This is a genomic window from Brucella sp. H1_1004 (assembly GCF_047308065.1).
In the GTDB taxonomy this organism is placed as follows: Bacteria; Pseudomonadota; Alphaproteobacteria; order Rhizobiales; family Rhizobiaceae; genus Brucella; species Brucella pseudogrignonensis_B.
In genome coordinates this window covers 1,284,321-1,296,695 of the sequence record NZ_JAYKZA010000001.1, presented here as the reverse complement: position 1 = coordinate 1,296,695, position 12,375 = coordinate 1,284,321, and the positions used below count along the sequence as shown (strand labels likewise).

The window sequence follows — 12,375 nt, the reverse complement described above, 5'->3', positions numbered from 1 at the left end:
TAATGGGTTCATGGCAATTGACTCGCTTCCTGATAGCAAATGTCATCGCCATACTTTCGCTTGCGACATTCGCACGTGCGGAAATCACTATTGAGCGTGTGCCACTTGATGATGGACCACCGGCATTGGTCTTGAAAGGCGAGTTCTCTACCAACGACGATCCAAGTGTGTTTGCTCGCGAAGTTGGCGCTACGGGTGCCAAGATTGTCTCGTTCTCAAGTGGAGGCGGCAATATTATCTCCGCGATGGCTTACGGTCGAATGATCCGATCCCTTGGTCTGTCGACCATGCAAGCACGTTCTATGGAATGCTCATCGGCGTGTGCTCTTGCGTTTGTTGGTGGTATCAATCGGCATGCGGAACCGGGTGCAATAGGTGTCCATCAGTCATCGTTTGCTCCTGAACATACACTGGACGGGCAAAGTGCGGTGGCCGCTGTCCAAAGGGTTACAGCGCACATCATTACCTATCTCGTTGAAATGGGCATCGATCCAAGGCTTCTGCAGCTCAGTCTGTCGGTACCGAGCACCGATATGCGCTATCTGACCGCGACTGAGATGCAAGACTTCAAAGTAACAACGAGCGGTGAAGCCACTGCGGCATCGACACCCTCCGTGGCAACAACTCCTCAACCCGACCAGCCGACGTCAGTGGCGGAGACTACTCCGCAGAATGACACGAGAGAAGATAGAGCACGCGCTTTTCTGACGAGCTATTACGAAACCTGGTCGCAGTCGAACAGCCAGTCAATGAACTTCGCTGAAAGCGCGTATGCTGACTTTGTTACATTTTACGACAAGGTCCAGGCCAAATCGTTCATCGTTGACGAGAAGCGCAAGTTTGTGGAGCGTTGGCCCGAACGCGCCTATAGCCCGAAAGCCGACACGGTTAAGGTCATCTGCACGGATAATTGCCAGATCATAGGTGTCGTCGAATGGTTTGCGCGAAGCTTCTCTGGCAAGACCTCGTCCGGAGATGCCGAATTCGCTTTCGGCTGGGATCCACGCACGAATAGGATCGTCTCTGAATCGGGGAAGGTCATAACACTCGACAAAAACGTATTCGAACCCACCCGAATAATCTCGCAGTGGCATACAGAAAACCAATTATGCAGAGGTGGATCGGGAGATTCTCCTGAAACACATAAAGCTTGCGGACGACGAGATAAGCTGGATGCCAAACTCGCGTCTGTTGGTTGGTGCTATGGGCGTCCCGGCGAATACGGATATCAGATGAACTGGCATCAATGCGAAGGACGCCAATCGTCGGCTTCGAATTCTGTTCAAGCCAATGCCACCCGTGTAAGTGCTCCAGATCCCCGCGCATATCCCGTCGAAGCGCGGTTTTCGGGCAAAACGAAGATGCCGGACTTCAAGGGACGCGATAAGGATTTCAATTCGTTTCGAACTCGAATTCGCAATGGTCTCAAAGGCGGACCCAATTTTGCGGGGCACTATTCGTTGATTCAATTTGGCTGTGGGACCGGCTGCTCGGCAGTGATTGTGAGTGATAGCAATACTGGTCGTCCAATGGGCTTTCCACGCGGTGGCGAAGACAACATGTATTTGTCGCTGATGTTTCGGCGCGATAGTCGCCTCATCGCCGCGCAATGGGCTGATACCGAGCGTGACAAGTGTGTGATCGAGTTTTTCGATTTTAAGGGACGGGCCTGGAAGCCATTAAACCGTTACGACGTCGGGGCCGTCGACGCTTGTTATCGGGAGATAGGTCAAAATCTTCAATAGGTTTCCAGCAAAACACATATGAGCAAGCGAACTGGGGGAACAGTTGCCATTTTATATTAGAAAATCGGTTTCTGCGGGGCCATTTCGTTTCAATTTTTCAAAGGGCGGTGTCGGCGTTTCTGTAGGCGTTAAAGGCCTCCGGATAGGAACAGGTCCGCGCGGTCATTACATCCATGCTGGCGCTGGAGGACTATATTATCGTGCTACGTTGGGTAACGCAGGTCGTAAGCGATCTTCGCCAGAGCTAACGCAAAGTGCACGGCCTCCTGTCGGGGCATATTTCGACACCGATGTCACCATGGTTGAGATCGAATCTGGCGACGTTATGCATATGCGTGACGAATCCTTTGAAAATTTGCTCAACGAAATCAATTCCAAGTTTACGCAATCGCGAATGTCCACCACTTTGGCTTGGATTTTGGGCGGCGTTGGGTTCGTGGCAGGTCTTGCGCTCGGGGGAGGGACTGCGCTTTTGTTCAGCCTATTGGCACTCCCTGGATGGGCGATAGGTAAGTGGCTTGATTCATACCGACGTACCACGGTGCTTTATTATGATCTCGAAGGGGAGGCGGAGAGGGGCTATAGGCGTCTAACTGAGGGATTTGATTCTCTTTGTGGTTGCGCCGCCAAATGGCACATCGAGGCTGGCGGCGCAGTGCAAGGGCTTACCGCTTGGAAACGAAACGCAGGTGCGAGCCATCTCGTTAACAGGAAAGCGACCGCACTCTCATATAAACTGCCTTCAATTATTAACAGCAACATAACTCCGCCTGCGCTTCATGTCGGTAGGCAGGTTATGTACTTCATGCCCGATGTCGTTCTGGTTCAAGATAGAAATCGATTCGGTGCCGTACAGTATGCTGATCTGAATTTGCGATGGCAGCCTTCAAGGTTTATCGAAACCGAACGTGTACCGAGCGATACAACGGTTGTCGGCCATACCTGGAAGTATCCCAATAAAAATGGTGGACCAGACCGTCGCTTTAAAGACAACAGACAAATTCCGATCTGCCTTTACGAATCCGTTCACTTCAAGAGCAACAGTGGTATCAACGAACTAGTCGAGTTTTCAAAAACAGGTCTCATTGAGCAGTTTGCCGACGGCTGTAATCTGTTGGCGGAGCTACCTCGCGGTCGTAAAACCGTTGCTCCCCCTGTAATTGAAGGTGACGTCCGCAGCGCGATTGTGCCTGACGAGCCTGCGATCAAGCGCAATCATTTCAGGACTATTGCGTATGTCTTGATAGGACTGGTGGCTAGCTTTTTTGTACTGCGTTTTTTCGAATTCGGCAGCCGCCAAACGGACACAAATTCTGTTAGTCGCACGACAAGTATATCTTCACCTTCCATGGGACAGGGGTCTGAGCCGAACATCTCGTCTCCTCAAGAGGTGGATATGGCACCACAATTGCTGCCTAATAAAAATACGGAAACGCTCCCTATTAACGCTCCTGCAGGTATCTCGGTAAAAACTGACACCGAAACGGAAAAAGCTTCCACACGTTATACGACGACGGCAGTCAATCTGAGGAAAGGTCCTGGGACGACTTTTGATGTATTGAAAGTCCTTCCGAAGGATGCTGAGGTTTCTGTGTTGGAAATAAAGGGAAGATGGAGCCGCGTGCAGATTGATAATCAGAATAGTGGATGGATAGCGAACTCAACGTTGTTAGAGCGCTAATTATATCTCTACTGACTCTTTGGGGATGCAGTCAGTCATCGCCATAAAAAGGCTTACATTTTCTAGCCTCCCGACTGGGTCGACTATCGCCGAAGCTAGTATTCCACTCTGATAGGCTCCTGTGTCCAGTGCTATTCTGTTTGAATAAACTTCCGGCCTACGCGATGCAGTAACTGTATGACCATGGACAACGATCTTCTCATGAGCATCCATATGGTTGAGGAACTCGTCCCTGATCCAGCGCAAGTCTTTTTCCTGTTGTTCTTTCAAAGGAACGTTCGGTCGAACGCCTGCATGGACGAACGCATAGTTTCCATCGATAATAAGGTTCTCAGCTTGTCGCATCATTGCTACATGATGAGGAAAACGTTTGTTGAATTCCTCGGCCAATTGCGTGACGTCATTGCAATCGAGAAGACCATATGACGCTAGCGTCTCGTGGCCGCCTTTACGTAACCAGTGGTCCAGCACACGTTCACTCTCTTGGCTGCAATCGAGGACCCGTAGGAAGAATTCCTCGTGGTTGCCCAATATCAGGCGGCTATCCGGGGACGCGTTAAGCGTTGCATGTACCAAGTCCATCGCCCTCCTGCTATCAGGACCGCGATCAATGATGTCTCCTAAAAAGATAATGCGATACTCGACCGCTCGCTGATCAGCATCAGTCTGAATTTGATCCAGCATCCTTTCCAGCAAATCTGCACGCCCGTGCACATCGCCGATGGCGTATATAATCCTGCTCGATTTCATTGAGTTTCCATGGCTCATCGACGCTGTGCTTTCGGCAGTTTTCGCCATTCCCATGGCACAATGAAGTCACCTTGCCAAAGGCCTGAAGAGGTTCGCATAGCAATGTCTTGCACGTGTTCGTATGCTCCCTTGGAATAAACTGGCCAATCCAATGCGAGACCGTTCTCGACCAACCATGCGGCGATGTCTTGGCCTTGGCTTGTTTGGCATGTCGCAACGGTTCGGCCGTACCGATCTCGATTCACTGGGAAACAAGTGACCGGCTGTGCATCCTGAATGAATGCATCCAGTTTTAGGGCCGCCTTCTGTCCGCAACGATATAACTTGCCTTCCATATTCTTACAGGTCTGCGTGCTTTCTGGGGCGTCGATCCCGCTCAGTCGAATGCGCGCGCCATGTATATCGATTGTATCACCATCGATCACTGAGGCGCGTCCAGTTATATCAGCGGCATGAGCTGCTACAGCCTCTACACTGAGAAGCGCGGCCATTATCATTCGAACCATACGACTGCTACTTTCTAGTGCACAGTCGCTTGGATTTACTGATTGAGCCATCCTGACAGAGAAACTTGCCATCGGCGGTACAACGCGCAACGCCGCCCTTCTTCCCAGAACAGGGTGTATTGCGCGCATCCGCGAAATTGGAAAACGACAGAGCCGCGATTAGGATCGCGACAAAAGCTAAATATTTTTGCATTTTGCCCCCACGTAAAAATTACCCCTCTGAATCCCGTCAGCGCTTAGAAACTTAAACGGTTCAGAACTGACGCCCGAAAACATTGCCAAGCGATAGCCTTCAAAGCGATCCAGAAACCAAATAACTGATGCGACGTTAAGAGCGCTTGCTTCTGCCGCAATCGGGGCAGAAGCAAGCGCGGAGTTTCTTCGGTTTTAAGCTGTCTTGAGTGTGAGAAGCCCATCTCGTTCCTCAAGTATATTGGCTTTTTTCAAATAACCAATTCTCGCTTGGATCTGCTCCCTCAATTGACCACTTGTTGATTTGAACCCAAGCGCTCTGGAAATCGCATTGGTCGCTTCATCTGGCGTTGCACCGAAGCTCGCCTCGACCAATTGTCGAAGTCCCTGATCGATCTCCATTGGAGGTAGCATATCGAGACGACGCAAACTGAGCGAGGCAACTTCACTTCGATCACGAAGCTTGATTTCAGCATTTGGCCATAGCAGGAATTGGCCTTCGATGTTGATGTGCTTGTTTCGGGCGGCCGCCGATATTGCCACGGTTACGTGGCTGTTGATGCGCTGGCCTGCTCTTTGTAATCCCCACGCGCTTCTGAGCCGAGTGACGAGTTCGTCTTGATGAAGAGGGCCTTCGACCTCCACAATTTCCTTAATGTGTTCAACCAGAATGCCGATAGGCGTTTCATGAAGTTCGACATGGATCGCTGGCGTGATTGACGCTTCCTTATAAAGGGGAGTTGCGTTTTCGATCACATCCTTCGGCAATAGCCCGATTTCAGTCACGTCCTCACGATCAATGGTGATGATCTCGACATTGACTGCTTTGCGCTTCTTCTCTGTGTCACCTTCGAGTTCAAGTGTATTGGCCTTCGCACGTTCTATCGCGGCAATCAGCTTTTCGAGCTCAGCATTTGGGCGCTGAAACCAATCGGTGCTCCAAATGCGATGAATATTCCAGCCATGCGCTTCGAGAACAGCTTGTCGCAAACGATCACGGTCGCGAGCAGAACGAGAGTCATGATATGCTGCACCGTCGCATTCAATACCGAGCAAATACCGCCCAGGAACGGCGTCATCGGCGACCGCAAGATCAATAAAGAACCCCGCAATACCCACCTGCGGATGGACTTGATAGCCGCGCTCGGTCAATGCCGCTGCGACCTGTTCTTCAAAGACGCTGTCCATCTCGCGTTCAGTACGCTTGGAAAGCGAAAGCCGTCCGGTTCTTGCAAAATGAAGGAAGAGCTTGAATGCAGCTACGCCTTTGCCTCGTGCGCGCTCCAAATCGATGTCCTCATCGGTTATGGACGCGTAGACTTCACAGCGTTGCTTGGCGCGACTAATCAAAACATTCAAACGTCGTTCACCACCCTCTGCTCCAAGTGGGCCGAACCTCATCCCCATGTAGCCTTGGGCATTGCGGGCGTAGGCCACTGAAATGAAAATGACATCACGTTCGTCACCCTGAACGTTTTCAAGGTTCTTGATGAAGAACGGTTCTGTTGGATGGGAATGAAAGAAGGCTTCGGTTTCAGGGTTAAGCCTACGCAGTATTTCAAGCTGGTCCTGTATTTCCCTGCGTTGCTTGATCGAAAAAGCAGCAACACCCAATGACAGGTTAGGGTTCTCAAGAGCATGTTTGATGATAGCTTTGGCCACGGCCTTGGCTTCGGTTTTGTTTACGCCTTCTTCAAAGGTTCCGCCTGGAACTTGATGGAATCGGAGCCCCATTCCAGCTTCGTGCGTATATGGACTGGGAACGATAAACAGCTTGTTTTCGTAAAACTCGCTATTTGAAACCGCGATGAGTGACTGGTGACGGCTACGATAATGCCATCTCAACATTTTCTCGGGCAGACCACGCGCAGAAAACAGACCGAGAATGCTCTCGATATCGGAAACCTGTGCGCCTTCAAGTTCATCGTCGTCTTCTGAGCCGCTTGAAGTCATCTTCGAGAAGAAGCGCGTTGGCGGCAACTGTCTTTCGTCGCCCACAACAACAACCTGCCGTGCTCTGGCAACAGCGCCAATGGCGTCAACAGGTTGGATCTGACTGGCTTCGTCCATGACGAGCAAATCGAAGGTGAGTTGTGCAGGTGGCAGAAACTGTGCAATGGACAGCGGGCTCATCATAAAGACCGGCTTCAGCGCTTGAATCGCTGGAGCTGCCCTCGTCATCAGCTGACGAATTGGCATATGACCACGGCGACGAGCCATTTCAGATCTGAGGACACCTACGGGGCCAACACCGCTCTTGCCGGGAATACGTTTATGGTGTGAACGAACGACTTCCAGTCGCGACAGTCCCATCCTGTCCATGTCAAGGCGCGCGAATTCATTTACCAGCCTTCCATGGACCTCGCCGTCGAAACGAGCTAGCTCCGGATCGTGTGTATGTTGATCACGTAGGATGGCTTCGTAAAATGCCATCTCAAAATATGACATTACGCCGTCTGGAGTGACACGACCGTCTTCCAGACGTTCAACAATTAGCTCTGCGCCTGCATCATTTGCGGCATTGGCGCGATTACGGTAGGCGGTCCATTTGGAAAGCTGTTCCCGTGATTTCAACCAAACTCGCAACCGCTCCTGCAACTCGGAGTAGGGAATTTCCTCAATCCTGTTGGTTCCAAAAAGTGTTTCCGGATCGGTCTGTAGGTAATCAAGGATCACTGAGAATTCGCCGACCCAGGTACCGGCATCGTCAAGCGTCGCTCCCGTTTTTCTGGCCAGGTCTCCCCGATCAGCTATTGTCGCAGCTAAAGGACGTATGTCTGCATTTTGCTGAACCCAATCGACCAGAAGAGAGAGTGCATCCCAATCGGATCCAATGCCCTCCCAACGTTGACCAAATGCTGAAGCTAAAAGCGTTCCCTGACCGTCGACTTTTGCTTTCAGATCAAGGGCGAGACCTAACACTTGGAAAATTTTCGAACGTTCGCCTGCAGTCGCCAGATCGCGCTTAAGGAGCGTCTTGGCTTCCTGCTCAGCTTGGCCGAGCTCATCCACCAATCTAAGGACTTGCGATAAACGTGCGTCTTCTGCTCCGGTAGCGCCAGGGAAGAGAATCTGCGTCCTATCAGACAGTTCCAGCCAGAGAGCATGAGTCAGTCTGCGGGCTTCTTCCAAGATGCCTTGTACTTGTTCTGCGCTAGTGCCAACTGCGGCTTTGTTCGAAAGACGGCTTGCGATCTGCCGCGCCTCAGTGCTGACACCCCGCAGGCTACGCATCCAAAGCACCAGATCTTCAAGTGGCTTGGGGTCTGTCTTCTCACCGCGCCAGTCAGCTCCAAAGGCGGAACGGCCAAGAGCATCTCCGTCTCGTATAGTCGATCTGGCCTGCTTGCCCTTCTGAAGCAAGTCGAGAATACGCAACGTTTCGTCGACGGAAGGCTCACCAACCAATACCGTTTTGAGCAATGATCGGGCAGAACGCCAATCCCCGCTCAGGAATTTGAGCATTCTCTTTCCGTGAACCGCCAAAGCGGTTCTCGCCGCAACGAGATCGACTTCCCAGGCGTGATCGGTAACCTTTCCTGTGAGTTCTGATCGCGCATCTTGTAGTGTGGCTACGGCTTCAGCAAGATCACCTGCCTGATCGAGTCCTCGTTCCCAAATAGCTGCAACAAACGCGTCTGGGCTTGCATCCGGGGCATTCGCCACACGTTGGCCGATTACCACCATCCGCTCAATCGAAGCCAACGAGCCTATGTCGTCTATCCCGAGCAGCGCTTGCAATGATCGCACCGCTGTCAGCAATCGCGGCAGAAGGGTTCTTAATTGTTCAACGGTCGTAAAAGCTGCATCGGAGAAATTTGCAGGTACTCGCGAGAACTGCGAAACGAGTCCTGCAGGTTCAGATCCCCAAGCTTCCGATCTTAAGATTTCATTAATTCTTTCAGCAACATTCGCTAACTTCTTGCCATCTTGAACTAAGGAAGCGATGTCATTGATCGAACGCGCCCATACATCATTTGAAAGCGCGTCATTCGAAATGGTATCGGGACAGCTAGCGAGTCGGTCTGCAAGCTTCCAGCAGTTCTGATAATCCTGAAGATCGATGACATCCGCACGCTGAAGCGTCGTCGTCGTTTCTTGCATCCTTTCGAGCAATTCCGCGAATGCTGTGCTTGAGTTCTGGATGCGTACGGCTAGTCGTTCAAGATCGAGAGGTGAGATACCCGTTATGCCGACACCACGCCAAGGATGTTGAGAAGGCAGTCCAATGTCGCGAATGCGTTCGGCGAGCTCCATAAGCAAATTCGACACTTCGTCACGATGACCAGGTGTCCACTCTATCGCGTTATGAAGCTCGATATCTGACGGTGCCATTCCCTCCCTACGAAGCCGAGACAGATGGCCGATGACCGTATATGCTGAAAGTCGATATGGTTCATACAGGCGGTGTAGCCTCTTGGGATGATCGTTGAGCCTGTCACGAAGATCGAGCAGGACAGTATCTATCGCGCCATCGAAATTTCCTCGTGGCGAACCTAGATCCCAAGTTTTTTGAAGATCGTGCAGAACGGCTTTCTTGTTCGCCTTATTGCTGTGCAATTCAAGGCAGGCTTCGCCGACACCAGCGGCGTCCAAGCGGCGTTTCACCACCTCCAGCGCCGCCATCTTTTCAGCTACAAACAGTACCGTTTTCCCATCAGCAACTGCCGAGGCAATAATATTGGCAATTGTCTGCGACTTCCCTGTTCCGGGAGGCCCTTGAATCACAAGGTTTTTACCTCGTTTGACCTCATGAATTGCCGCTGACTGCGAGCTGTCGGCATCGACGATATGGGTCATCTCAGATGGCTGGATGACGGCATCAATATTAGCCTCGTCAGAAATCAGGTCGTCATCGCGTTCAAATCCATCAGAGACGAGAGATCTAATAAGAGGCGTATCTGTAAACTTGGCGTGGGTTGGCCATAGAGCAGGATCGAGATCCCGATACATCAGAAATTTGGCGAATGAAAAGAAGCCAAGAACGATGTCGTCAGGCTGTACTGACCAATCCGGCTTAACCGCGATACAAGAGGCAATTCTCTGCGCGTAATCTTCAAATGAAAAATCGTCTGTTGCCTCGAACTCGGGCATTTTGATCGAATGGACACGATCAAGTAGGGCTTCCAAGGACAGATTGGATGAGAAATCTTCTTGCCGTGCCCGGAGCTTAAAGCGTTCACCGGCGGTTCCGCGTTCCAATATGACCGGCACCAATATCAAAGGAGCATATCGTATATTCTCTTTATTGTTGGGGTCGATCCATTTCAGCGTTCCGAGACCAAGAAATAGAATATTGACGCCTTGCTCTTCTTCGAGTGTGCGCGCGTCGAAATAGAGGTCCAGCAGACGTTTCTGCAAAGCATTCGGCGTCATCTTGGTCTGTAGCTTGGTATCACCGTGCCGGACCAGCTTGCCTTGTTCATCGCGCTCGTCATCGTCTGGCAGTGCGAGCTCTATAAGCTCTTCGCCATCAGCATCCTCTCCGGTCTTCTCGCGTCCTTTCGCGCCTGCAAGGAAGGTCATTGCCTTTCCTTCGGTCACGAGAATACGAAATACTTCTGCCGCTTTCTCATCAATGATATCGACCGTCTTTGCGCTCTTGGAAAAACGCGGCACGTTCAACAAGCGATTTCGAGCTGAAAGATCTAAAAGCTCTGTTCGAGCTCGTTCGATCTTGTCTTCGACTGATAAACTACCTGAAAAAGCGGAATTTTCGACCGAACTGGCCGATTCCGAACGCTGCTGATCCATGATCTAACCCACCCAATTATAACCAATAAATGTAACAATCATGGGCAGGAGTCTAGCTGGATTTTCAATCTACAGTGGATGAGTTGTCGCTGTTTGAAAATCACAGACTTTCCTGTTGTAAAAAATGATGCGGCTGATGAAGTGCTCATGATCTGACAATGGTCGCCAACGGTGGCAAAGCAGGTCCAGAAACGCTGTTTCTAAAAGGGGCCGGAACTGAAACTGTGACGGTAAAGGTTGTCTTCGTTCGCGTCAGCTAGCGTGGAGCGATGTACCGATGCTGACGTACGTGCTATTGGACACCGAGGTTCGATAAAGGGTTTGTAATTTACAAAAAGACCACGTAATATCAAGTAGTCTGAATATAAGGACGCATGATTTTAAGTGCTTACTTTAGTTATTTGACAAACTAGTTAATTTGGAGCCGTTATAGAGAGGCAGATATGAATAAGACTACAAAGAAGAGAGCGCAAAGGTATATACAAGAGAGTCCAACAGTATTTCCTTTTGGATTAGGTGTTCGCCGAGTTGCCAAAGAAGCTGTGGTAATAGATTTTTTAGACGGTTCAGAGCCTCCAATCATTATTTCTTCAGTAGCTATGCTGCGGGAGCAGGCAATAAAGCTTGCCGATGGATTGTTAGAGGCCTTCGAAGATGAAGATGAAGAAAAGTAATTTTGTTTCATTAATTAGTGTTTCTCCCTTAGAGGAGAATGTGAATATTTACGACTCTCAAAGAAGATTGTTGAGTTATATTGAATCCGAAAATTTAATAAGTCTAGATGTTGCAGAATATAAGAATAGGTCTTCTTCTTTTCAAGCGGAAAAGATGGCGGCTTGGTGTGATTTTGTGGACCGAATAAAGTTCGATTTTGTCAGTGATCGTATAATTGATGCAACAGTAACTGATGACGTGTCATACGACGTCACTGTTCGGTTACTCAAGAATCTCTGCGGTGCAATTGCTGATTTTCAGTCAGAAGTTCGGGGTACCGATATAATATTATCGGAAGATTCTGCGAGGAATTACTTATACTTAATCCCGTCAGTTCGTCGCTATCTGCACAACGTGTCTATTGATGCCGATACTGGGTTTGTAAATCTCGGATTTCGCTCTAGCAATAATGAAATTCTCACTGCTTTAGTTACAGGTAAGGGCGAGATTCACTACTCTTTTGTTGGTCGGGGCCAAAAATTGGTAAAAATTGCTGGTACCGCAAAGATCAAAGATAAACGCGACTTTATTAACTTTAAGAAAATTCTGAGGATGCTGTGGGTGATGTGATTTCATTTTCCACGATTTTTAGTGGTACGACGTCAAGATTGATAAAAAAAACGTGGGTAGACCAGAATTGTGGTGTCTTGGCTATTGCTTTTGATTTGCGAGATAGAACTCCACCAGAAGTGTATGTTTCCTTTTCTATGACTACGGGTAGTTCTGATGACGAGCACGTTCAATGCGCTTGTAATGACTTATCGAAAAAATTCTCAGGTAAACTAAAGGGATTTATTGCGTTACTTGATGTCGAAGAATGTCTCAGCGACATAAATGATGAACCGCAAGATATAATATCGTTTCGTGACCAGAGTCACCCTCATTGTGGTTTGTATTATATGACGGAGGATTTACAAAAGATACAGGAAGCTAAGACTACGTTAGCATTTCTTGCCACCGAAAGATTAAGTAGAGTACCAGAAGAAGAAATTTTGTTGAATAGATAAAATTTCAAGTTTCAGCTTTCTGGAAA

8 protein-coding genes and 1 pseudogene are annotated in these 12,375 nt (G+C 49.6%); 6 read left to right on the top strand and 3 right to left on the bottom strand.

Going from position 1 to position 12,375, the window contains the following annotated elements; all coding sequences use genetic code 11:
* Window positions 1–2 precede the first annotated feature (2 nt).
* From U2P60_RS06185 to U2P60_RS06175, 3 genes and pseudogenes are all read left to right on the top strand, one after another.
* The gene (locus tag U2P60_RS06185) at window positions 3–1,745 is read left to right on the top strand and encodes a hypothetical protein (protein WP_413571824.1); all 1,743 of its coding nucleotides are present in this window, start codon (window positions 3–5) and stop codon (window positions 1,743–1,745) included.
* A gap of 43 nt (window positions 1,746–1,788) precedes the next feature.
* A pseudogene (locus U2P60_RS06180) lies at window positions 1,789–1,935 on the top strand (DUF4236 domain-containing protein); the annotation flags it as partial.
* A gap of 108 nt (window positions 1,936–2,043) precedes the next feature.
* Window positions 2,044–3,426 carry an SH3 domain-containing protein gene (locus U2P60_RS06175; protein WP_413572008.1) on the top strand — a complete coding sequence of 461 codons (1,383 nt, stop codon included), beginning with the start codon at window positions 2,044–2,046 and terminating at the stop codon, window positions 3,424–3,426.
* On the opposite strand, the gene U2P60_RS06170 is transcribed toward U2P60_RS06175, so the two are convergent.
* The 3 genes from U2P60_RS06170 to U2P60_RS06160 all read right to left on the bottom strand — a co-directional run bounded on the left by U2P60_RS06170 (window position 3,427) and on the right by U2P60_RS06160 (window position 10,628).
* Entirely contained in the window at window positions 3,427–4,230 is an 804-nt protein-coding gene (locus U2P60_RS06170) for a metallophosphoesterase family protein (protein WP_413571823.1), read from the bottom strand.
* Complete coding sequence (locus tag U2P60_RS06165; protein ID WP_413571822.1) at window positions 4,191–4,667, bottom strand: thermonuclease family protein; 477 nt, start codon at window positions 4,665–4,667, stop codon at window positions 4,191–4,193. The genes U2P60_RS06170 and U2P60_RS06165 overlap by 40 nt, the downstream gene beginning before the upstream one ends.
* Before the next feature lie 402 nt (window positions 4,668–5,069).
* The gene (locus tag U2P60_RS06160) at window positions 5,070–10,628 is read right to left on the bottom strand and encodes a DUF3320 domain-containing protein (protein WP_413571821.1); all 5,559 of its coding nucleotides are present in this window, start codon (window positions 10,626–10,628) and stop codon (window positions 5,070–5,072) included.
* 443 nt (window positions 10,629–11,071) lie between these two features.
* On the opposite strand from U2P60_RS06160, the gene U2P60_RS06155 reads away from it, so the two are divergent.
* The 3 genes from U2P60_RS06155 to U2P60_RS06145 are packed head-to-tail and all read left to right on the top strand — an operon-like array spanning window position 11,072 to window position 12,349.
* A complete protein-coding gene (locus U2P60_RS06155; RefSeq protein WP_413571820.1) occupies window positions 11,072–11,302 on the top strand; it encodes a hypothetical protein in 231 nt (76 codons plus the stop codon).
* The gene (locus U2P60_RS06150) at window positions 11,289–11,912 is read left to right on the top strand and encodes a hypothetical protein (RefSeq protein ID WP_413571819.1); all 624 of its coding nucleotides are present in this window, start codon (window positions 11,289–11,291) and stop codon (window positions 11,910–11,912) included. Before U2P60_RS06155 ends, U2P60_RS06150 begins: the two co-directional genes overlap by 14 nt.
* Entirely contained in the window at window positions 11,900–12,349 is a 450-nt protein-coding gene (locus U2P60_RS06145) for a hypothetical protein (protein WP_413571818.1), read from the top strand. Before U2P60_RS06150 ends, U2P60_RS06145 begins: the two co-directional genes overlap by 13 nt.
* The last annotated feature ends 26 nt before the right edge of the window (window positions 12,350–12,375 follow it).

Excerpts from the sequence above, each read along its gene's own strand:
- U2P60_RS06185 (WP_413571824.1), top strand. The coding sequence starts at position 3 with ATGGGTTCATGGCAATTGACTCGCTTCCTGATAGCAAATGTCATCGCC.
- U2P60_RS06175 (WP_413572008.1), top strand. The coding sequence starts at position 2,044 with ATGGTTGAGATCGAATCTGGCGACGTTATGCATATGCGTGACGAATCC.
- U2P60_RS06170 (WP_413571823.1), bottom strand. The coding sequence starts at position 4,230 with ATGGGAATGGCGAAAACTGCCGAAAGCACAGCGTCGATGAGCCATGGA.
- U2P60_RS06165 (WP_413571822.1), bottom strand. The coding sequence starts at position 4,667 with ATGGCCGCGCTTCTCAGTGTAGAGGCTGTAGCAGCTCATGCCGCTGAT.
- U2P60_RS06160 (WP_413571821.1), bottom strand. The coding sequence starts at position 10,628 with ATGGATCAGCAGCGTTCGGAATCGGCCAGTTCGGTCGAAAATTCCGCT.
- U2P60_RS06155 (WP_413571820.1), top strand. The coding sequence starts at position 11,072 with ATGAATAAGACTACAAAGAAGAGAGCGCAAAGGTATATACAAGAGAGT.
- U2P60_RS06150 (WP_413571819.1), top strand. The coding sequence starts at position 11,289 with ATGAAGAAAAGTAATTTTGTTTCATTAATTAGTGTTTCTCCCTTAGAG.